The organism is Paraburkholderia dinghuensis (assembly GCF_003837865.1).
Classification (GTDB): domain Bacteria; phylum Pseudomonadota; class Gammaproteobacteria; order Burkholderiales; family Burkholderiaceae; genus Paraburkholderia; species Paraburkholderia dinghuensis.
The window spans coordinates 261,915-281,631 of sequence record NZ_RQIS01000003.1 but is presented as its reverse complement, the minus strand read 5'-3'; the positions used below and the strand labels follow the sequence as shown (position 1 = coordinate 281,631).

Genomic DNA, 19,717 nt, shown 5'->3' with positions numbered 1-19,717 from the left:
GCAAACGCGTTACCGCGCGACGAACCTGAAATCGACCGGCGCCCCGATGTCGAGCCGCTTCGGGTCTGGCCCGAGCAGGCCGGTCTGCGGATCGCGGCGGAACACATAAGCCGTGTCGCTATTCTGGTTACCGACGATCAGCCACCGGCCGGTCGGATCGATGGAGAACTCGCGCGGCGTCTTTCCGAGGCTGGACTGACGCCCGACGCGCGAAAGCTTCCCGCCAGCTTGATCGACTGCGAAGATCGTGATGTCGTTGGCGTCGCCACGATTGGACGCGTAAAGGAAGCGACCGTCCGGCGACAGATGCAGCGCCGCCGCACCCACCGCGCCCTTGAAGCCGGGCTCGACGAGCGGCTCGGTCTGCTCGGGCACGAGGCGCCCGTTCTGATCACGAAGCACGGTGACCGACGCGGCCAGCTCGTCGATGACGTACGCGTGGCGTCCGTCATTGCTGAAGACCAGATGACGCGGGCCGGAACCTGCCTTCATCTCCGTGTAATGCCACTCAGCCGGACTGACGACACCACCTTTACCGTCCGCCGTGTAGCGCCAGGTGTAGAGCTTGTCGGCGCCGAGATCCTGCGCGTAGAGGAAACGGCCGTCGGGCGAGAACACCGTCGAGTGGACGTGGGCGCTGTCCTGACGCCCCTTCACCGGGCCGCGCCCCTCGTGACGCACGGTTTGCAGGGGCGTGCCGAGCGTGCCGTCCTGCTCGACCGGCAGCACGACAAAACTGCCACCGGGATCAGCGGCAATCGAGTAGTTCGCGACGAACACATAACGCCCGTCCGGGGACAGGCTCAGATAGCACGGATCATTACCCTCGGCGGAAACCTTGTTGAGAAACTTGAGTTGCCCGCTCGCGGGATCGAAGGCAAACGCGCTCACGTCGCCACGTAGCGACGCGGGCCCGTCTTCACCGGGCAATTCGTTGACGGCATAAACGAAGCGACGGTCGCGACTCACGGCCAGATAAGCAGGATTCACCGTCTTCGCGACGCTCACTGGAGTGGCGTCGCCAGTCTTCGCATCGAAACGGAAGACGTAGATCCCCTCGCTCTTGCCGCCCGTGTAGGTTCCGACGATCAGGTTGCAGACACCGTCGTCCGCAGGTGCGGTGGCGGCGGACGATTGGGCGAGGGCGTGGGTAGCGGAGACGAGAGTCATGATGACGAGACCGTCGATGATTTGATTGAGACGATGGAAAAGTCCGCGGGCACGCCCGCGCGGGATGCACCGGTTCAAACCGGGCACGGCGTATGCAGATGCAAGGCGCGAGAACACGTCGGTCTCCCCTTCTTGCGCAGCGAAGCAGATCGGCGTCACGCGCGAGCGCACCATGTTCTGACGGATCCGCCCCGAGTATAAGAGACGTTGATCACCCGCGCGCGACACGCGCCCGCATACGGCCCATTCACGCCAGTAACAGGCCTGCGCGCTCCGCCGGACAAGCCGAGCACGAGGATTGCGACGAACCGGCAAGCGGCCCTTCTGGCGGCCAGCCCGTGAAATGGATTTTTTAAGCCAGGGAACACGCCTGTTATTAGCGCAAACAGGCCCTACCAGGAATCGAACATGAACATCCATCTCGGCATCGGCCCGATTGCCTCGCTGATCGCCGGCATCCTGATTCTCGTGGTGCCGCGCCTGCTCAACTACATCGTCGCGTTGTACCTGATCATCATAGGAATGCTCGGTCTCGTCGGCGTCAGCGGCCACCTCTGAACAACACGCCCGGCCCCATCGGGCAAGCGGCTCCGGCAAAACGCGTTGCGCACACACCCCTGCACCCACTAATCTTGTCCGTGCATGTGCCGTTAAACCATACAACGCCTGTCGGACCGCTAACCATGCCCGCTCCCATCGAAGACTACGCCCTGATCGGCGACGGCCACACCGCCGCGCTCGTGTCCCGCGCCGGATCCATCGACTGGCTTTGCTGGCCGCGATTCGATTCCGGTGCGTGCTTTGCCGCGCTGCTCGGCACCGAGGAGAACGGCCGCTGGCTCATCGCACCCGAGGTCGACCCCGGCGTCGAGGTCAAGATCACGCGCCGCTACCGCGGCGAAACGCTGATCCTCGAAACCGACTTCGAAACGCCCGATGGTGCCGTCACGCTGATCGACTTCATGCCGCCGGGCAACGGCTGGTCGGAACTCGTACGCATCGTGGTGGGCCGGCGCGGCACCGTGCGCATGCATTCCGAGCTGGTGTTGCGCTTCGACTATGGCTTTTCGGTGCCGTGGGTGAGCCGGCTCACCTACGAGAACGGCATCAAGGCGGTCGTCGGCCCGGATACCGTCGTCGTGCGCACGCCCGTGGACCTGCAAGGCGAAAACATGCACACGGTCGCGCAGTTCGAGGTGAAAGAAGGCGAGCGCGTGCCGTTCTCGATGTCGTATGCGGCCTCGCACCTGCGCCTGCCGCCGCCGCGCGACCCGTTCACGGCGCTCGCGCGCACCGAGAACTACTGGACCGAATGGTCGGCGCGCGGCACGGTCGAGGGCCGCTGGGCCGGGCCGATCCGGCGCTCGCTGATCACGCTGAAGGCGCTCGCCTACGAGCCGACCGGGGGCATCGTCGCCGCGCCGACCACCTCGCTGCCCGAGCAACTGGGCGGCACGCGCAACTGGGACTACCGTTACTGCTGGCTGCGCGACGCGACCATCACGCTGCTCGCGATGATGCGCGGCGGCTACTTCGACGAGGCGCGCGCCTGGCGCGCGTGGCTCGGCCGCGTCATGGCGGGCTCGCCGTCGCAATTGCAGATCATGTACGGGCTCGCGGGCGAACGGCGTCTGCCCGAGTCCGAAATCGACTGGCTACCCGGCTACGAGGGCGCGAAGCCTGTGCGGATCGGCAATAACGCAGTCGGCCAACTGCAGCTCGACGTTTATGGCGAAGTGGCGAACGCGCTGCATCTCGCCCGAGTGGGCGGACTGCAGGCCGACGAAACCGCGTGGTCGATCCAGTGCGCGATGCTCGATCACCTGGAAAAGATCTGGACCGAGCCCGACGAGGGCATCTGGGAGACGCGCGGCGGCCGCCAGCACTTCACGTTCTCGAAAGTAATGGCGTGGGTGGCCTTCGAGCGCGCGGTCCGATCCGCTGAAAAATTCGGTCTGCCGGGTCCGCTCGACCGCTGGCGCGCATTGCGCGACACGATCCACGCGACCATCTGCGCGCGCAGCTTCAACACGCAGCTCAACTCGTTCACACAGATCTACGACGGCACCGAACTCGACGCGAGCCTCCTGCTGATGCCGCTGGTCGGTTTTCTGCCTGCGTCGGATCCGCGCATCGCCGGAACGGTTGCGGCCATTGAGCGCGACCTGATGTGCGAAGGATTCGTGATGCGCTACCGCACGACGGAATTCAACGACGGACTGCCACCGGGCGAAGGCACCTTCCTCGCCTGCAGTTTCTGGATGGTCGACAACCTCGCGCTGCAAGGCCGCACGGACGACGCACGCGCGATGTACGAGCGCCTGCTGTCGCTGGCAAACGACGTTGGGCTGTTGTCCGAGGAATACGACCCCGTCGCAGGGCGGCTGGTCGGCAATTTCCCCCAGGCGTTTTCACACGTTGCGCTCGTGCATACGGGCCTGAACCTGATCCGCCACGAACAGGAAATGGCAAAGGAGACTGGGCACCCGCCTTGCAAAGGCGTACCCGCGGAGACGGAAACTGTTGCGACGCAGTGACGCATGCGTCAGGATTCCCAAAGCTGAGCTAAACTAGAGTTGTTGCGCTGCACAACGATCTGGCACCCTAAGGAATTGGCATGACCTGTGCGTCACACGTGGTCCGCGTGTTTCCTTACCTTGATCGGTGTGGCGCCCGAAAAAATACTAATCCGTCCGGCCCATTTTTGAGACGCGCTAGCCCGCGCGCACCGGATACGCCGGATACAGACCACACCATAACGCCGGAGCACCCATGCTCTATCACATCCGCGAATTTCAGCGCGCACTGCTGAGCCCGATGACCGCCTGGGCCCAGGCGGCGTCCAAGTCGTTTTCGAATCCCGCGAGCCCGTTCTCGCTCGTGCCGGGCGCGACGCGCCTCGCCGCCGGCTACGAGTTGATCTACCGGCTCGGCAAGGACTACGAGAAACCGGAATTCAATATCCGCCAGATCGTCAGGGACGGCTTCAACATTCCGATCGTCGAGCAGACGATCATCCAGAAGCCGTTTTGCCGCCTGCTGCGCTTCAAGCGCTTCGCCGACGACAGCGCCACCGTCACGGCGCTCAAGGACGATCCGGTGGTACTGATCTGCGCGCCGCTCTCGGGCCACCACGCCACGTTGCTGCGCGACACCATCGGCACGATGCTGCAGGACCACAAGGTCTACGTCACCGACTGGATCGACGCACGGATGGTCCCGTTCGAGGCCGGCCCGTTCCACCTCGACGACTACGTCGCGTACATCCAGGAATTCATCCGCCATATCGGCGCGAAGAACCTGCACGTCGTCTCCGTTTGCCAGCCGACGGTGCCGGTGCTCGCGGCCATTTCGCTGATGGCGAGCCGCGGAGAAGACACGCCGCGCACGATGACGATGATGGGTGGCCCGATCGACGCGCGCCGCAGCCCCACGTCGGTCAACTCGCTCGCCACCGAGCGTTCGCTCGACTGGTTCATGAACAACGTGATCCATACGGTGCCCGCGAACTATCCGGGTGAAGGGCGCCAGGTGTATCCGGGCTTCCTGCAGCACGCAGGCTTCGTCGCGATGAATCCGGGGCGCCACGCCGCGTCGCACTGGGACTTCTACAAGAGCTTGCTGCGCGGCGACGAAGAGGATGCTGAAGCGCATCGCCAGTTCTACGACGAATACAACGCCGTGCTCGACATGGCCGCCGACTACTATCTGGAGACCATCAAGACCGTGTTCCAGGAATTCCGCCTCGCGGAAGGCACATGGGACGTGGCCGGTGAGCGCGTGCGGCCGCAGGACATCCGGACCACGGCGCTGCTGACGATCGAAGGCGAACTCGACGACATCTCGGGCGCAGGCCAGACGCGCGCCGCGCACGACCTGTGCACGGGCATCCCCGAAGCGCAGAAGAATCACTTGACCGCCGAGAAGTGCGGCCACTATGGCATCTTCTCGGGCCGCCGCTGGCGCACGATCATCTATCCGCAACTGCGCGAGTTCATCCGTCAGCACCAGCAAACGAAGCAACGCACGAGCGAAAACGCGGTCGCCTGAGTTCCCTCAAGGACCGCGTCAACGGTACGAACGCCATGAAGCGCGCCGTCGTGTGCGGCGCGCGCTTCCTTGCTAGCCCGGGTCTTCAGCGACGCTACTTGCGCATCACGTATGCAAGCAGCATCTCCGTATTGAGCTGGACGATCTCCGCGCGCTCGGCGCTCGAGCTGAAGTCACGCCCGAGGGTAGCAGCGAGCGTGAAGCGGTTCGACACGATGTAGTAGCCCATGCCCGAGATCGTCACGTAAAGCCTCAGCGGATCGACGTTCGGGCGGAACAGATCCGCCGCCTCGCCGCGCGCGAGAATCGATGAGACGGTCGTTACGATCGGCGAAATCATCTCGCGGATGCGCGTGGACTTCTGCATGTAGCGAGCCTCATGCAGGTTCTCGTTATTGATGAGCCGCAGGAACTCGGGGTGGTCCCGGTAGTAGTCCCAGACGAAATGCGCGAGCCGCGTCATCGCCTCGACAGGCGCCAGGTCGGCGAGGTCGAGCGCGCGTTCGGCGTCGGTGAGCAAGCCGAATGCATGCTCGAGCACAGCCGTAAACAGCTGCTCCTTGCTGCCGAAGTAGTAATAGAGCATGCGCTCGTTGGTTTCCGCGCGGCGTGCAATCTGATCGACGCGTGCGCCGAACAGACCACCACCTGCAAACTCTTCCGCCGCGGCAAGCAGGATGCGACGACGGGTGCCTTCAGGATCTCTTTTGATTTTTGGCTGATTCATAGTGGCAGGATCGCTCGGTAAGCCGCGTTTTCCGGATCACACCGCCGGGCCTCTCCTAGCCCGTTTTTCGCCCTTATTCATACACGCGGGCGGCGGCGTTGAACGGGGCGCGCCAGGTTAATGGACAGACACCCTTCATCCTACGGTCTTGCGTTCTCTGTTTTACGGGCCGGCCTGGTTGCCGTACTTTGCCGTTTCGCGCGCCATCTTTCGACGCTGTCCCCGACAATCATTTCGAAGTAAGCGCTTTGATTATGGCACATGACCCGCCAATCGCAATGCGGGAAATCGGCGATAATGCGACTTTCGGGCCGTGCACACGCCGCCGCATTGCGGCGCGCAAGACACACAAGACACGCAAGACACAATCCGCGCGGCCCGCCCTGATGCTGCAAACGTAAAACCCGTGAACGATTCCAGGACCCTCGCAGACCGCATCGAGGATCTGCTGCCCCAGACGCAATGCACGAAGTGCGGCTACGACGGCTGCAGGCCCTACGCCGAGGCCATCGCCGCCGGCACGGCCAGCTACAACCAATGCCCGCCAGGCGGCGCCGAGGGTGTCGCGCGCCTCGCGAAGCTGCTCGGCAAGAGCGTTATCCCGATCAATCCCGACAACGGCGTCGAGCGTCCCCGCCCCGTCGCGTTCATCGACGAAAGTCTTTGCATCGGCTGCACGCTGTGCATGCAGGCATGCCCGATCGATGCGATCGTCGGGGCGCCCAAGCAGATGCACACCATCATCAAGGACGTGTGCACGGGCTGCGATCTGTGCGTAGCACCCTGCCCCGTCGATTGCATCGCCATGATCCCCGTCACGGGCATCGCGACCGGCTGGGATGCGTGGACGCAGGATCAGGCCGACGAAGCACGTGTGCATTACGGGCGCCGCCAGGCACGGCTCGCGAGCGAGCGCGATGCAGCCGAGGCAAGGCTCGCGGCACGGCGAGCGGCGGCTTCGTCCACCGCCTCCTCTGCGTCGACGCCCGGCGCGGCCCCGAACGCCGCATCTGCTGCAGAAGCACAAAGCCCAGTCACACCCGCCGATGACGCGCAAGCAAAGAAAAAGGCCATCATCGAGGCGGCGCTCGAACGCGCGCGCCGCAAGAAGGCGGAAATGGCCGAGCGGGGCGACGGCCCTCGCAACACCGAGAACGTGAGCGCCGACGTGCAGGCGCAGATCGACGCAGCGCATGCGCGCCGACGCCGCCTCGGCATCGACGAATCCGCGCAGGACGGCACGGATACGCCCGCGCCGCGCCGCGACAAGAACGAGGACACGCCCGCCTGAGCGGGCACGAGCTGACGCGACAAAGCCCACGAGCAATGAACGCCACCAAGCGCCGAGCCATCTACGAAACGCTGCAGAGCCTGAACCCGCACCCGAAGAGCGAACTCGAGTACGAGACGCCTTTCGAACTCCTGATCGCTGTGATGCTCTCGGCGCAGGCGACCGACGTGTCGGTGAACAAGGCCACGCGCAAGCTGTATCCGGTCGCGAACACGCCTCGCAAGCTGCTCGAGCTCGGCGAGGAAGGTATCGCTGAATACATCAGGACCATCGGCCTCTATCGCACGAAGGCGAAGAACGTCGTCGCGACCTGCGAGATCCTGCTCGCGCAATATGGCGGTGAAGTCCCGAAGACGCGCGAAGCGCTCGAAGGCCTGCCCGGCGTCGGGCGCAAGACGGCCAACGTCGTGCTCAATATCGCATTCGGAGAGCCGACCATCGCCGTCGATACGCATATCTTTCGGGTTGCGAACCGTACCGGTATTGCGCCCGGGAAAGACGTGCGGGCCGTCGAAGTCGCGCTCGAAAAATTCACGCCGTCCGAGTTCCGCCACGACGCACATCACTGGCTCATCCTGCACGGACGCTATGTGTGCAAGGCGCGTCGCCCCGAATGCTGGCACTGCGTGATCGAACCGCTCTGCGAGTTCAAGCCGAAGACGCCACCGCCCGAACTCTGAGCGCCGCCAGCGACCGCACGCCGTGCGGCGTAAAATAGGCGCTCGCCTTAAACGTCACCACCCACCGAAGATGTTCAATCCCAGCCGCGACGAAGTCCGCCGCTTTTTCACCGAAACCTGGCGCAAGCAGCGCGCAGGCGCGATCCTCACCCCGCTCGAGGCGATCGCTGCCGACTGGATTGTCGAGCATCCCGAGTATCACACCGAACTCGCCGACGCCGACGCGGCGTCCGCGCAGGACTACTCGCCCGAGCGTGGCCAGAGCAACCCGTTCCTGCATCTGTCGATGCACCTCGCGATCAGCGAACAGTTGTCGATCGATCAACCGCCCGGCATCCGCGCGGCACACGAGCGGCTCGCCGCGCGCCTCGGCTCCACGCACGACGCGCAGCACGCGATCATGGAATGCCTCGGTGAAACGATCTGGGAAGCGCAACGGACCAACACGCCGCCCGACACCGACGCCTATCTCGCCCGCATCGAGCGCCGCGCCTCGCGCGATTGAAACCGGAGCGTTTTAGCGTGCGCGTGCCGGTTGCGCGCGGCGAAGAACCGGGCTCTGCAAAATCGCATGGACGATGAGCGGGCGACCCGGTTGCTGTGACCTGTCTGATTCTGTTGCGAGGGCACGGATCTCGATCGGCTCCGGCATCGCCGTGAGGCGGTCGATGCCCCGATCGTTTGCCCCTCCCACCGCCAGTACTGAATTCCACCAGCGTCAGACCGAAGCCACAAAACTACCTCGCGCACACGGTCGCTACGCCAGCGGAATGTAGATATCGGTCTGCCACTGGTCCTGTGGCGTCTCGGGGTAAACACTCAGGTAGTGAAAGAACATCGGCTGATCGCGTAGTTCTTCCCCGCTCGTGGGAAGCCAGTCGCGGTAGATCGGGTAAATCGATTCGCCGATGTGGTCCGTCGATCCCACGTGCCGCACCACAGCGCAACGACCGCCGGGGATGACGAGTTCGCGTACGCCATAGCTATTCGGCGCCACCGCCTCGTGGATCTCGCCGCAGATGGCGAAACGGAATTCGTCGGGCGGCGTGACGTCGGGGTTGCCATAAGGGATGCCGAACGTGCGGCTCGATGAAACGGGCGATTGCCCGCTTTGCACGCGCCAGTCGATGAACTTGCGCACGCTCTCGTTGATGAGTCCGGGTGGCCCGCAGTGTTCGAGCGCCGCGACCCGGACTTCAGCGAACTCGACAATTTGCACTTGCATGATGAAGCTCCTGGAAAAGTAAGGGACAACGAATACCGCACTCCAGACCTGCCAGTTCGGGTTTTGCCGGAAGTGGCTCGGCGCCATGCCGAACGCGCGCCTGAACGCCCTGCTGAATGCCTCGGGACTTTCGAATCCGGCATCGAGCGCGACGTCCAGCACCGAACCGTTCGCAGCGGAAGCAAGGCGCTGGGCTGCCCGGCGCAATCGCATCAATTGCACGTACCGTGCAACGGGAACGCCCACGTACGCTTTGAATTGCCGATGAAAGTGAAACGCCGAAAAGTTTGCGACCTCACTCAGCGCCTTCACCGACAGGTCACCGTCGAGATTGGCGTCGATGTGGGCAAGAACCGCATCGAAGCGCTTCGCGTAGGCGGCGTTGGTTGGCATGGGGTCACGTCCGTGAAGAGAGTCTAGATCGTGCAGGTGGCGATATGGTCGCCTGCACCGGCGCGCATGCGCCTAGCCGCGTTTGCTCAACTGATATCTCCGATTCCCCATCGGACCTGACCCAACACGCGTTTGCGCGAACGTGGCCCCTCGTGCGAACGCCCGTATGCAGAGGCCGATCCACAAGCATTCCCGACGAGCAAAAAAACACCCCGCGAACGGCTCGCTTTCGACAGCGATACTTTCGCGGGGGGTTTTCGTTGCGCGCTATCTGGCTTGAGCGACGTAAGCGACGCAAGTGGCGCGGGCGCCGTGAGGCATGGCCCGCACACACCGACGCATCACTTCTTGTCGATCAGATCGCCCCGTAGCGACTCGATATACGCGGCGAGATCCTTCATGTCGCTCTGCGAAAGCGTCTGCACCTGCGCCTGCATGATCGGATTGCTGCGGCCCATATGCGGGTTGCCGACGCCCATCTGATACTGGCGCAGCGCCCAGTAGATATAGTCGGCATGCTGGCCCGCGAGCTTCGGATATTCGGGGCTTATCGGCTTGTTCAGGCCGACGCCGTGGCAGGCGGCGCAATTGTGGGCATCGGCGAGCACCTTGCCGTTGGCTGCGTCGGCGGCGTGGGCCGGGCTCAGCGCCAGCATGGCGGCCAGCGTCGCCGCGTATGCAGCGCCTTTCACAAACGAGGCGGGCGCGTTGAAAACATCGGCGAAGAAAGACTGCGCGGCCTGGGTCGACTGGTTCATGAATTCTCCTGTCTGTCGACCAGAGTTGGCGCTTCAGGCGCTTACTCTGGTCCCATGCAAAGCTGTCGACCAGAGTTGGTGCAGAGCACTTCCTCCGGTCCCGTGCGTGCGGGGTGCCCGTTACTTCTCGGGATTGTTCTTCGAAGTGACCGTCTGGGACGCGTAGTAGGCCGCGATATCGGCGATGTCCTGTTCGGTGAGCGACGCGGCGATCGCATGCATCGTCTCGAAGTGACGGTCGCCCTTCTTGTAGCCGTGCAGCGCGTTCATGATGTACTGGGCGTTCTGACCGCCCAGAATCGGCACGTGATAAACCTCGGGATAAGCGGTACGGTAGTCGGGAATACCATGACAGCCGATGCACATCGCCACCTTGGCCTGCCCCGCCTTCGCGTTGCCCACGACATCCGCGTGAGCCGTGACCGCGAAGCCCGCCAGCACCGTCAATGCTCCGAACACGACGTGCCTGCCGACAATTTTTTTCATAGCACCCTACCTGGCTTGAGGGGAATCGAACGCTCGAACCGCAGGCGACGGCCTGCGCCGTAGGTACTGCTGTTTTTACTTATGCGTCGCCGTGCAGGCCGAAAAAAATCGAATCGATTGTACCGTGCTGCCCACGCGTGCGTCCACACGGCCCGGGGCACCCGGCGAGCGTCGCAGATTGCCTGGGCGACGGCGTCAAAGCCGCGTGGCACGGGGCGCGCAGCGTGTCACGCCTGTGCACGATGCCTGACACACTTTGTGTCCCCAGGGCTGATCCCGACGCCGAACCGCATTAGATTTATACTGGAATTTTTTTCAGCGAGCGGTACACCATGTGCGCCATGCGTTTCGAAGGGTCTTCGCAATACGTCGCCACCGACGATCTCAAGCTCGCGGTCAATGCCGCACTCACGCTGAAGCGCCCGCTGCTCATCAAGGGTGAACCCGGAACCGGCAAGACCATGCTGGCCGAGGAAGTCGCGGCGGCACTCGATCTGCCGCTCATGCAGTGGCACATCAAGTCGACGACGAAGGCGCAGCAGGGCCTCTACGAATACGACGCGGTCTCGCGCCTGCGCGACTCGCAGCTCGGCGACGAGCGCGTGAAGGACATCCGCAACTACATCGTGAAGGGCGTGCTGTGGCAGGCCTTCGAGTCGGATCAGCAGAGCGTGCTGCTGATCGACGAAATCGACAAGGCCGACATCGAATTCCCGAACGACCTGCTGCGCGAACTCGACCGCATGGAGTTCTACGTCTACGAGACGCGCGAGCTCGTGAAAGCGAAGCAGCGCCCGCTCGTCATCATCACGTCGAACAACGAGAAGGAACTGCCCGATGCATTCCTGCGCCGCTGCTTCTTCCACTACATCAGCTTCCCCGATCCGTCGACGATGCAGCAAATCGTCGAGGTGCACTATCCGGGCATCCGCAAGCAACTGCTGAACGCGGCGCTCGAAAGCTTCTTCGAACTGCGCAGCGTCGCGGGCCTGAAGAAAAAGCCTTCGACGTCCGAACTGCTCGACTGGCTCAAGCTGCTGCTCGCCGAAGAGATTCCGCCCGAAGCGCTGCGCGCCGCCGACGGGCAGAAAACCATGCCGCCGCTCGCAGGCGCGCTGCTCAAGAACGAACAGGACATGACCCTGTTCGAGCGCCTGATCTACATGAACCGTCACAACCGCTGAGCGCAGCGCGCCCGGAGCCCCCGCATGCTGATCGACTTTTTCTACTCGCTGCGCGACGCGAAGCTGCCGGTTTCCGTGAAGGAGTATCTGACACTCGTCGAAGCGCTCAAGGAACGCGTGATCGCGCCGTCGCTCGACGAGTTCTACTACCTCTCGCGCATGACGCTCGTGAAGGACGAGCAATACTTCGACCGCTTCGATGCTGCGTTCGGCGCGTATTTCCGCGGCATGGAGAAGAAGTCGGAACTCGCTTTCGACATTCCTGAGGACTGGCTCAAGAAGCGGCTCGAACGCGACTTCACGCCGGAGCAACGCGCGCAGATCGAAGCGATGGGCGGCCTCGACAAGCTGATGGAGCGCCTCAAGGAACTCTTCGAGGAACAGAAGGAGCGCCACGAAGGCGGCAACAAGTGGATCGGCACGGGCGGCACGTCGCCGTTCGGCCACGGCGGCTTCAATCCCGAGGGCGTGCGTATCGGCGGCGAAGGCGGCCAGCGCAAAGCCGTGAAGGTATGGGACGCGCGCGCGTTTCGCGACTACGACGACCAGGTCGAGATCGGCACGCGTAACATCAAAGTCGCGCTGCGGCGGCTGCGCCGCTTCGCGCGCGAAGGCGCCGCCGAAGAACTCGATCTTCCCGGCACGATTCGCAGCACCGCGGCGAACGCGGGCTGGCTCGACCTCAAGATGGTCCCCGAGCGGCACAACAACGTGAAGGTGCTGATGCTGCTCGACGTGGGCGGCTCGATGGACGATCACATTCAGCGCACGGAAGAACTCTTTTCGGCAGCGAAAGCCGAGTTCAAGCATCTCGAGTTTTACTACTTCCACAACTGCGTCTACGACTATCTGTGGAAGAACAACCGCCGCCGCCATGCGGAGCGCACGCCCACGTGGGACCTGCTGCACAAGTTCACGCCCGACTACAAGCTGATCTTCGTCGGCGACGCCACGATGAGCCCGTACGAGGTGCTGCAGCCGGGTGGTTCGGTCGAATACAACAATCCGGAAGCGGGCGCCGTGTGGCTGCGCCGTCTCGCCGATCATTTCCCGCGTTTCGCGTGGCTCAATCCCGAGCCCGAGCGGCTCTGGGAATATCGTCAGTCAGTGTCGGTCATCCGCGAGATTCTCGGCCACCGCATGTATCCGCTCACGATCGCGGGGCTAGAGACGGCCATGCGCGCGATGAGCAAGTAAAACGTCATCACCACCTACTATCACAATCGAGCACGACGAGGAGACCCACCGCATGAGCGCGCCTTCATCCCCCGACCTCAAGGCATTCCGGCCGGGACCGCTGCGACCGTTCGCGGACACATCGGTGTCCACGGTGGTCGCGGGCTTCGTCGCGATGATGACGGGCTACACGAGTTCGCTCGTGCTGATGTTCCAGGCCGGCGAGGCCGCCCATCTCAGCGCGGAACAGATTTCCTCGTGGATCTGGGCACTTTCCATCGGCATGGCCGTTTGCACCATCGGCCTTTCGCTGTGGTTCCGCGCGCCGATCGTGGTCGCATGGTCCACGCCGGGCGCGGCGCTCCTCATCAGTTCGCTGCCCCATGTCCCTTATGCCGAGGCGATCGGCGCGTATATCGTCTGCGCGTTACTGCTCACCGCAGTGGGCGTGTCCGGCTGGTTCGACCCGCTCATGAAGCGCATTCCGGCGGGAATCGCCGCCGCGCTGCTCGCGGGCATTCTCTTCGAGATCGGCATCGAGATATTCCGGGCCGCTCAGTACCAGACACCCCTCGTTCTCACGATGTTCTTCGCGTACCTCGTCATCAAGCGCTACCTGCCGCGGTATGCAATCGTCGCGACACTCCTAGTCGGCATTGCGGCGGCCGCCGTGCTCGGCCTGCTCGATTTCAGCCACTTCCATGTGGCCGTCGCGAAGCCTGTCTTCACGATGCCCGCGTTCTCCGTTTCAGCCATCGTGAGCATCGGCATTCCGCTCTTCGTCGTCGCCATGGCATCGCAGAACGTGCCCGGCGTCGCCGTGCTGCGTGCCGACGGATACGATCACACCGTCGCGCCCGCCTCGCCGCTCATTGCGACTACGGGGCTCGCGTCGCTCGTGCTCGCGCCGTTCGGCTCGCATGGCGTGAACCTCGCCGCGATCACCGCGGCGATCTGCACCGGACCCCACGCACACGAGAACCCCACGAAACGCTACATGGCCGCCGTGTGGGGCGGCGTGTTCTATCTGATCGCAGGCACGTTCGGCGCGACCATCGCCGCGCTGTTTGCCTCGTTTCCGAAGGCGCTGGTCGTCTCGATCGCGGCACTCGCCCTGTTCGGCTCGATCATGAGCGGCCTCACCAACGCGATGCAGGATCCGAAGCAGCGCGAAGCCGCGCTCGTCACGTTCATGGTGACCGCCTCGGGCCTGACACTGCTGTCCATCGGCGCAGCATTCTGGGGACTCATCGCGGGCGCGATCACGCAGTTCGTGCTGAACACCCGGCGCGCCTGATCACGCCGGAAGGCGCTGTCCCGAGGCTCAGGCGGGGGCCTCGACCGCGACATCGCAACTACACCCGATCCGCCATAAAATGATTGTCGCGAACCGCACCCCGTCCGTGTGAAGCACACAATCTGTACCATCCATACCGGACGCGGGGGCGTTGCAGTGCCCCCTGACGTAACGGCTGGGCGCCAACGCCGGCCAGCCGTTCGACTCTCAACCGTCACGGCGCGTGAGCGCCCTCAAGGCCTGACATGACTACCGCACTCGACCAGTTGAAGCAGTACACCACCGTCGTCGCCGACACGGGCGACTTCCAGCAGTTCGCACAGTACAAGCCGCAGGACGCGACGACGAATCCGTCGCTGATCCTCAAGGCCGTCCAGAAGGCCGAGTACCGTCCGCTGCTCGAGAAAACCGTACGCGATCACGCGGACGAATCGGTCGAATCGATCATCGATCACCTGCTGATCGCCTTCGGCACCGAAATCCTCAAGATCATCCCGGGCCGGGTGTCGACCGAAGTCGACGCGCGCCTCTCGTTCGACACGAAGAAGTCGATCGACAAGGCCCACCACATCATCGATTTGTACAAGGCGGCCGGCATCCCGAAGGAGCGCGTGCTGATCAAGCTTGCATCGACATGGGAAGGTATCCGCGCGGCCGAAGTGCTGCAGAAGGACGGCATCCGCTGCAACATGACGCTGCTGTTCTCGCTCGCGCAGGCCGCGGCGTGCGCTGAAGCGGGCGCACAACTGATTTCGCCGTTCGTCGGCCGCATCTACGACTGGTACAAGAAGGCCGCAGGCCCGAACTGGGACGAGGCGAAGGACGGCGGCGCGAACGATCCGGGCGTGCGGTCGGTGCGCAGCATTTACGCCTATTACAAGAAGTTCGGCTACAAGACCGAGGTGATGGGCGCGAGCTTCCGCACCACGAGCCAGATCGTCGAACTCGCGGGCTGCGACCTGCTTACGATCAGCCCGGACCTGCTGCAGAAGCTTCATGACAGCACGGAAACGGTCGAGCGCAAGCTCTCGCCGGAGGCGTCGAAGAATGCGGAAATCGCACGCGTACCGGTGGACGAGGCGTCGTTCCGCTTCCTCGTGAACGACGACGCGATGGCGACGGAAAAGCTTGCCGAAGGCATCCGCGCGTTCGCCGCCGACGCCGTGAAGCTCGAAAAGCTGATCCAGGAAGTGCGCGCGCACTGACGCGCCAGGGCACCGTGGCGCCGCTATCGCGTTTTCGGGCGGCACTCACGCCACGCACGGGCCCGCTACGGCCGGCCCGTGCGCGTATCCCCCAGCAACCGGCCCAGGGCTCTACGCACCGGTTTGCCCGGGTTTGCCCCGGTCTGGCAACCTCTCGCAGCTGCCCCACCCCGCAATCGCTATTTCCCCGCAGCGACCACGCAAACCCTGGCCGGACAAATGGCACGCAGGCACGAACCCGCACGCCTAGAATCACTTGAGCGGCACCCTCTGCCGCACGATCCGGCCCTGGCTTCGGGCCGGCCATACGTCCCATCCGCAAGGAAACCGACGATGCAAATCCAGCCCTATCTTTTCTACAACGGCACCTGCGAGGAAGCGATCGCGTTCTACCGCGAGGCACTTGGCGCGAAGGAGCTGTTCAAGATGCGTTTCAAGGACGCCCCGCCCGATCCCGAGCACCCGACGCCGCCCGAGTTCGCCGAAAAAATCATGCACGCGACGCTCCAGGTCGGCGAGGCGGAACTCATGTTGTCCGACGGCGGCTGCATGACGAAGAACGACAAGTTCCAGGGTTTCAGCATTTCACTCGGCGCGCCGGACGTCGCGACCGCCGAACGGCATTTCAACGCGCTCGCCAAAGGCGGGCAGGTGACGATGCCATTCCAGAAGACCTTCTGGTCGCCGGGATTCGGCATGCTCACGGACCGCTTTGGCGTGCCCTGGATGGTCACCGCGCCGCCGCTGGAAATGCCCGCCGGATGACGCCAGGCTAAGGGACGCGCTTCACCGCACTCACGCCGGCCGGTGCGCCGAGGTGCGCTCGATATTCCAGTGCGGCTCGGTTTCGAGCAGCAGCGCGCGCAGCATGTCGACCAGTTCCTCCACGCGCAGACCGAGCCAGTACGGTCCCTGCATCTCGGGCGCAAGCGGAGCGGCCGATTCGGGCAACGCGTCGTCACCGGCGCCGTTCGCTGCAGTCCCACCCTCCGGCCCTATGTCACGGCTGGGGCCGAGCGCCCCGGCCACCACCTCCGGATGACGTCCGCCGCCAAAACGCAGCGCCCGCGCCGTCTGGAGCAGCGCCACGCGCACGCTCGCGCCACGTCCGGCGAACGCCACCTGAATGAGATCCTGCTCGTAGCGCTGCATCCCCATCGACATCATTTCCAGCGCGCTCAGGAGTGACCGGTGCAAACGCTGGATATGCTCCAGCCGCGCGAGCGGCACATCGATCTCCTTGGCCACCGAAGGCATCAGCGCGCGCAATTGCACGAGCCGCTCATTCAGGCGCATGAAGGTCCGGATCTGCTCCTCACCGTCGACATGCTCGCCGTGCGCCACCTGCGCGTAGATGCGCGCGCATTCGCGCAGGTTGTCGGCGAGCCGGTAGCGCCACGAGTACGTGGCGTGCAGTGGCAGCGCAAACGAGAACGCCACCGCAATCACGATGCCGATCATCACATTCAGCGTGCGCCACAGACCGACGTCGATGAGATTGTCGCCGTGGCCCGCAACGATGCACATCGTAATCGCCGTGAGGAGCCCGACGTAGCCGGCCTTGCCGATCGCGTGCCAGGCGCAGACGCCCGCCACGATCGACATCAGCAGGTAGGTTAGCGCGGCCGACTCCGTAACCGCCTGCACGACGATAAGCACGAGGCCGATGCCCGCGCCGAGCAGCGTGCCGACCGAGCGCTCGGCGGCCTTCTTGCGGATATTGCCGTGATGCTGAAGCCCGCCGATCACGACAAGCACCGTCACCGACGACCAGATGCCATGCGGAATGTCGATGCCGGTGGTCGCGAGGATGGAAACCATCATCGCAAGTCCGACGCGGATGCTGTGAACAAGCCGGGCGTTCCGGTAGCGGTAATACGGCGAAGCCAGCGCGTGCCAGATGCGCGAGATCCGCGAACGGCGGCGGCGCAATGGTGGCGCGGGACGAACGGCGGCGGAATCGGATTCGGAATGGGCCATGGCGCGGGCTAACGTGAACCGGCGAGGAAGCGTCTGGAGCGCTCATCGTGCACCAGAAAAACGAATGCCCGCAACTGCGCGTTGCGGGCATCGGGGCGGCGGGTTCGTGGATACGGCCCTGCCACCGCTTCTATCGGCGTCGATCAGCTCTCGACGACGTCGAGATAGTCCTCCGGACGCGTGCGGTCCTCGCCCTTCTGCATGCCGACGACGTGCACGAGCGCCGATACGACGACTGCCACCACGAGGTTCACGATCAGCGACCACACCGCCGCGTAGCCTGGGACCGCCATACCGAACACATGAATCGTGAAGATCGAGCTTGCGAGCTTCAGCGAGATCGCCATCCACGTGCCCGTCGCGATGCCCACGGCCCAGCCGAGCAGCAGGCCGCGGTAGTCGAGCTTGCGCGTGTAGAGCCCGAGCACGATGGCCGGCAGCGTCTGGATGATCCAGATACCGCCGAGGAGCTGCAGCTGGATCGCGTACTTGAGCGGCAAGCCGACGATGAACGCCACCGCACCGACCTTCACGATAAGGGAAACCAGCTTCGCAACGTTGGTCTCCTGCTCGTGGTTCATTCGCGGGTTGACGAACTCCCTGTGGACGTTGCGCGTGTAGAGGTTCGCGGCGGCAATCGACATGATCGCAGCGGGCACGAGTGCGCCGATGCCGATCGCGGCGAACGCGACGCCTACGAACCACGACGGGAAGAAGTGCAGGAACAGCGCCGGCACCGCAAAGCTCGGACCGAAGGCCTTGAAGTACGGCACGAACTCCGGCATGTTCTGCACGCCCGCGGCGAGCGCCATGAAGCCGAGCAGCGCAAGCAGGCCGAGCACGAACGAGTACGCGGGCAGCATCGCCATGTTGCGGCGAATCGTGTTGCCCGACGACGACGAGAGAATCGCCGTGACCGAGTGCGGGTACAGGAACAGCGCGAGCGCAGAACCCACTGCGAGCGTCGCGTACGCGCTATAGCCGTTCAGGCTTGACGCATCCGGCGACTTGAGCAGCAGCTTCTCCGGCGGCACGGCAGCGAAGATGTGGCCCCAGCCGCCCAGCTGCGCCGGAATCACGATGATTGCCGCAGCGATCGTGATGTAGATGAGCACGTCCTTCACGACCGCGATCATCGCCGGCGCGCGCAGTCCCGATGTGTACGTGTACGCGGCGAGGATGGCGAATGCGATGATGAGCGGCAGGTCGCCGACGAAGCCCGTCGTATTGAAGCCGAGCGCGCCGATCACCACCTCGATACCGACGAGCTGCAGCGCAATGTACGGCATCGTCGCGACGATACCCGTCACGGCGATGGCAAGCGCGAGCCAGCGGCTACCGTAGCGTGCGCTCACGAAGTCGGCGGCCGTCACATAGCGATGACGCTTCGCGATGGCCCACAACTTCGGGAACACGACAAACGCGAACGGATAGATCAGGATCGTATACGGCAGCGCGAAGAAACCCGTTGCGCCCGCACCGAACACGAGCGCGGGCACCGCGATGAACGTGTAGGCGGTGTAAAGGTCGCCGCCGAGCAGGAACCAGGTGACGATCGTGCCGAAGCGGCGTCCACCGAGGCCCCACTCGTCGAGATGGGCGAGGTCGCCCTTGCGCCAGTTCGCGGCAAAGAAGCCGAGAATCGTGACGCCGATGAAAAACAGGACGAAGACAGTGGTGGCGACGATGTTCATTGCACACCCCCTTCATCGCCGCGATTGCGGTGCTTCGTCTTCTGATAGACGAACGCGGTAATGACGGCACTGATCAGCACCCAGAGGAGCTGATACCAGTAGAAGAACGGGAAATCCCACAGCGTGGGTTCGATCCGGTTGTACGACGGCACCCAGACCATCGCGATCCAGGGCAGCACCAGCAGCCAGAGCCAGTGCTTGCTGCCCTTGCCGCTGTCGGCGTTGTGAGCCATGACGTCTCCTCTCTACTTATTGTGATGTGATGTGCGCACCGCCCCGCGGAGCGGTCGATCGCCTTGCCGATCCGTAGCCAGCAAGGTCCCCGAAAGCAGGAAAAGAGTATCGAGGGTGCAGCGCGAGGTCAACCCGGGGCGGACCCCAATCCTGGCGCGGCTGTCAAG

General features: G+C 63.9%; 19 protein-coding genes. 11 read left to right on the top strand and 8 right to left on the bottom strand.

Annotated elements, in window-relative coordinates; genetic code table 11:
- Window positions 1-9: 9 nt before the first annotated feature.
- Window positions 10-1,170, bottom strand: a complete 1,161-nt coding sequence (locus D1Y85_RS05875; RefSeq protein WP_124150093.1) for a lactonase family protein — start codon at window positions 1,168-1,170, stop codon at window positions 10-12.
- A 408-nt stretch (window positions 1,171-1,578) separates the two neighbouring features.
- Between D1Y85_RS05875 and D1Y85_RS05870 the strand changes: the two genes are divergently transcribed.
- From D1Y85_RS05870 to D1Y85_RS05860, 3 genes are all read left to right on the top strand, one after another.
- On the top strand, window positions 1,579-1,728 hold the full coding sequence (locus D1Y85_RS05870; RefSeq protein ID WP_124150092.1) for a DUF3096 domain-containing protein: 150 nt from the start codon (window positions 1,579-1,581) through the stop codon (window positions 1,726-1,728).
- A gap of 125 nt (window positions 1,729-1,853) precedes the next feature.
- Window positions 1,854-3,707, top strand: a complete 1,854-nt coding sequence (locus D1Y85_RS05865) for a glycoside hydrolase family 15 protein (protein ID WP_124150091.1) — start codon at window positions 1,854-1,856, stop codon at window positions 3,705-3,707.
- Window positions 3,708-3,942: 235 nt separating this feature from the next.
- A complete protein-coding gene (locus D1Y85_RS05860) occupies window positions 3,943-5,220 on the top strand; it encodes a polyhydroxyalkanoate depolymerase (protein ID WP_124150090.1) in 1,278 nt (425 codons plus the stop codon).
- A 94-nt stretch (window positions 5,221-5,314) separates the two neighbouring features.
- Here the strand turns inward: D1Y85_RS05860 and D1Y85_RS05855 are convergent, their stop codons facing one another.
- Window positions 5,315-5,947 carry a TetR/AcrR family transcriptional regulator gene (locus D1Y85_RS05855; protein WP_124150089.1) on the bottom strand — a complete coding sequence of 211 codons (633 nt, stop codon included), beginning with the start codon at window positions 5,945-5,947 and terminating at the stop codon, window positions 5,315-5,317.
- Window positions 5,948-6,353: 406 nt separating this feature from the next.
- On the opposite strand from D1Y85_RS05855, the gene rsxB reads away from it, so the two are divergent.
- The 3 genes from rsxB (at window position 6,354) to D1Y85_RS05840 (ending at window position 8,423) form a co-directional block, all read left to right on the top strand.
- On the top strand, window positions 6,354-7,238 hold the full coding sequence (rsxB, locus tag D1Y85_RS05850; RefSeq protein WP_124150088.1) for an electron transport complex subunit RsxB: 885 nt from the start codon (window positions 6,354-6,356) through the stop codon (window positions 7,236-7,238).
- A 35-nt stretch (window positions 7,239-7,273) separates the two neighbouring features.
- Complete coding sequence (nth, locus tag D1Y85_RS05845) at window positions 7,274-7,918, top strand: endonuclease III (RefSeq protein ID WP_124150087.1); 645 nt, start codon at window positions 7,274-7,276, stop codon at window positions 7,916-7,918.
- Between the two features lie 70 nt (window positions 7,919-7,988).
- The gene (locus D1Y85_RS05840) at window positions 7,989-8,423 is read left to right on the top strand and encodes a DUF1841 family protein (protein ID WP_124150086.1); all 435 of its coding nucleotides are present in this window, start codon (window positions 7,989-7,991) and stop codon (window positions 8,421-8,423) included.
- A gap of 252 nt (window positions 8,424-8,675) precedes the next feature.
- On the opposite strand, the gene D1Y85_RS05835 is transcribed toward D1Y85_RS05840, so the two are convergent.
- The 3 genes from D1Y85_RS05835 to D1Y85_RS05825 all read right to left on the bottom strand — a co-directional run bounded on the left by D1Y85_RS05835 (window position 8,676) and on the right by D1Y85_RS05825 (window position 10,780).
- A complete protein-coding gene (locus D1Y85_RS05835; RefSeq protein ID WP_124150085.1) occupies window positions 8,676-9,536 on the bottom strand; it encodes an AraC family transcriptional regulator in 861 nt (286 codons plus the stop codon).
- Window positions 9,537-9,877: 341 nt separating this feature from the next.
- On the bottom strand, window positions 9,878-10,192 hold the full coding sequence (locus D1Y85_RS05830) for a c-type cytochrome (protein WP_124150213.1): 315 nt from the start codon (window positions 10,190-10,192) through the stop codon (window positions 9,878-9,880).
- A gap of 222 nt (window positions 10,193-10,414) precedes the next feature.
- Window positions 10,415-10,780: a c-type cytochrome gene (locus D1Y85_RS05825; protein WP_124150084.1), complete on the bottom strand. Its 366-nt coding sequence runs from the start codon at window positions 10,778-10,780 to the stop codon at window positions 10,415-10,417.
- 341 nt (window positions 10,781-11,121) lie between these two features.
- Here D1Y85_RS05825 and D1Y85_RS05820 point away from each other — a divergent pair, with 341 nt between their 5' ends.
- The 5 genes from D1Y85_RS05820 (at window position 11,122) to D1Y85_RS05800 (ending at window position 16,407) form a co-directional block, all read left to right on the top strand.
- Window positions 11,122-11,964, top strand: a complete 843-nt coding sequence (locus D1Y85_RS05820) for an AAA family ATPase (RefSeq protein ID WP_124150212.1) — start codon at window positions 11,122-11,124, stop codon at window positions 11,962-11,964.
- A 24-nt stretch (window positions 11,965-11,988) separates the two neighbouring features.
- Complete coding sequence (locus D1Y85_RS05815; RefSeq protein WP_124150083.1) at window positions 11,989-13,161, top strand: vWA domain-containing protein; 1,173 nt, start codon at window positions 11,989-11,991, stop codon at window positions 13,159-13,161.
- 52 nt (window positions 13,162-13,213) lie between these two features.
- A complete protein-coding gene (locus D1Y85_RS05810) occupies window positions 13,214-14,437 on the top strand; it encodes a benzoate/H(+) symporter BenE family transporter (RefSeq protein WP_124150082.1) in 1,224 nt (407 codons plus the stop codon).
- A 245-nt stretch (window positions 14,438-14,682) separates the two neighbouring features.
- Window positions 14,683-15,642 (top strand): transaldolase, encoded by a 960-nt coding sequence (gene tal, locus D1Y85_RS05805; RefSeq protein WP_124150081.1) that lies wholly within the window; start codon window positions 14,683-14,685, stop codon window positions 15,640-15,642.
- Window positions 15,643-15,975: 333 nt separating this feature from the next.
- Window positions 15,976-16,407 (top strand): VOC family protein, encoded by a 432-nt coding sequence (locus D1Y85_RS05800; protein ID WP_124150080.1) that lies wholly within the window; start codon window positions 15,976-15,978, stop codon window positions 16,405-16,407.
- Window positions 16,408-16,437: 30 nt separating this feature from the next.
- On the opposite strand, the gene D1Y85_RS05795 is transcribed toward D1Y85_RS05800, so the two are convergent.
- The 3 genes from D1Y85_RS05795 to D1Y85_RS05785 all read right to left on the bottom strand — a co-directional run bounded on the left by D1Y85_RS05795 (window position 16,438) and on the right by D1Y85_RS05785 (window position 19,549).
- A complete protein-coding gene (locus tag D1Y85_RS05795; protein ID WP_124150079.1) occupies window positions 16,438-17,622 on the bottom strand; it encodes an FUSC family protein in 1,185 nt (394 codons plus the stop codon).
- Window positions 17,623-17,765: 143 nt separating this feature from the next.
- Window positions 17,766-19,316, bottom strand: a complete 1,551-nt coding sequence (mctP, locus tag D1Y85_RS05790; protein WP_124150078.1) for a monocarboxylate uptake permease MctP — start codon at window positions 19,314-19,316, stop codon at window positions 17,766-17,768.
- Window positions 19,313-19,549 carry a DUF3311 domain-containing protein gene (locus tag D1Y85_RS05785; RefSeq protein ID WP_124150077.1) on the bottom strand — a complete coding sequence of 79 codons (237 nt, stop codon included), beginning with the start codon at window positions 19,547-19,549 and terminating at the stop codon, window positions 19,313-19,315. The genes mctP and D1Y85_RS05785 overlap by 4 nt, the downstream gene beginning before the upstream one ends.
- Window positions 19,550-19,717 lie beyond the last annotated feature (168 nt).

Excerpts from the sequence above, each read along its gene's own strand:
- D1Y85_RS05875 (WP_124150093.1), bottom strand. The coding sequence starts at position 1,170 with ATGACTCTCGTCTCCGCTACCCACGCCCTCGCCCAATCGTCCGCCGCC.
- D1Y85_RS05870 (WP_124150092.1), top strand. The coding sequence starts at position 1,579 with ATGAACATCCATCTCGGCATCGGCCCGATTGCCTCGCTGATCGCCGGC.
- D1Y85_RS05865 (WP_124150091.1), top strand. The coding sequence starts at position 1,854 with ATGCCCGCTCCCATCGAAGACTACGCCCTGATCGGCGACGGCCACACC.
- D1Y85_RS05860 (WP_124150090.1), top strand. The coding sequence starts at position 3,943 with ATGCTCTATCACATCCGCGAATTTCAGCGCGCACTGCTGAGCCCGATG.
- D1Y85_RS05855 (WP_124150089.1), bottom strand. The coding sequence starts at position 5,947 with ATGAATCAGCCAAAAATCAAAAGAGATCCTGAAGGCACCCGTCGTCGC.
- nth (WP_124150087.1), top strand. The coding sequence starts at position 7,274 with ATGAACGCCACCAAGCGCCGAGCCATCTACGAAACGCTGCAGAGCCTG.
- D1Y85_RS05840 (WP_124150086.1), top strand. The coding sequence starts at position 7,989 with ATGTTCAATCCCAGCCGCGACGAAGTCCGCCGCTTTTTCACCGAAACC.
- D1Y85_RS05835 (WP_124150085.1), bottom strand. The coding sequence starts at position 9,536 with ATGCCAACCAACGCCGCCTACGCGAAGCGCTTCGATGCGGTTCTTGCC.
- D1Y85_RS05830 (WP_124150213.1), bottom strand. The coding sequence starts at position 10,192 with ATGCTGGCGCTGAGCCCGGCCCACGCCGCCGACGCAGCCAACGGCAAG.
- D1Y85_RS05825 (WP_124150084.1), bottom strand. The coding sequence starts at position 10,780 with ATGAAAAAAATTGTCGGCAGGCACGTCGTGTTCGGAGCATTGACGGTG.
- D1Y85_RS05820 (WP_124150212.1), top strand. The coding sequence starts at position 11,122 with ATGCGTTTCGAAGGGTCTTCGCAATACGTCGCCACCGACGATCTCAAG.
- D1Y85_RS05815 (WP_124150083.1), top strand. The coding sequence starts at position 11,989 with ATGCTGATCGACTTTTTCTACTCGCTGCGCGACGCGAAGCTGCCGGTT.
- D1Y85_RS05810 (WP_124150082.1), top strand. The coding sequence starts at position 13,214 with ATGAGCGCGCCTTCATCCCCCGACCTCAAGGCATTCCGGCCGGGACCG.
- tal (WP_124150081.1), top strand. The coding sequence starts at position 14,683 with ATGACTACCGCACTCGACCAGTTGAAGCAGTACACCACCGTCGTCGCC.
- D1Y85_RS05800 (WP_124150080.1), top strand. The coding sequence starts at position 15,976 with ATGCAAATCCAGCCCTATCTTTTCTACAACGGCACCTGCGAGGAAGCG.
- D1Y85_RS05795 (WP_124150079.1), bottom strand. The coding sequence starts at position 17,622 with ATGGCCCATTCCGAATCCGATTCCGCCGCCGTTCGTCCCGCGCCACCA.
- mctP (WP_124150078.1), bottom strand. The coding sequence starts at position 19,316 with ATGAACATCGTCGCCACCACTGTCTTCGTCCTGTTTTTCATCGGCGTC.
- D1Y85_RS05785 (WP_124150077.1), bottom strand. The coding sequence starts at position 19,549 with ATGGCTCACAACGCCGACAGCGGCAAGGGCAGCAAGCACTGGCTCTGG.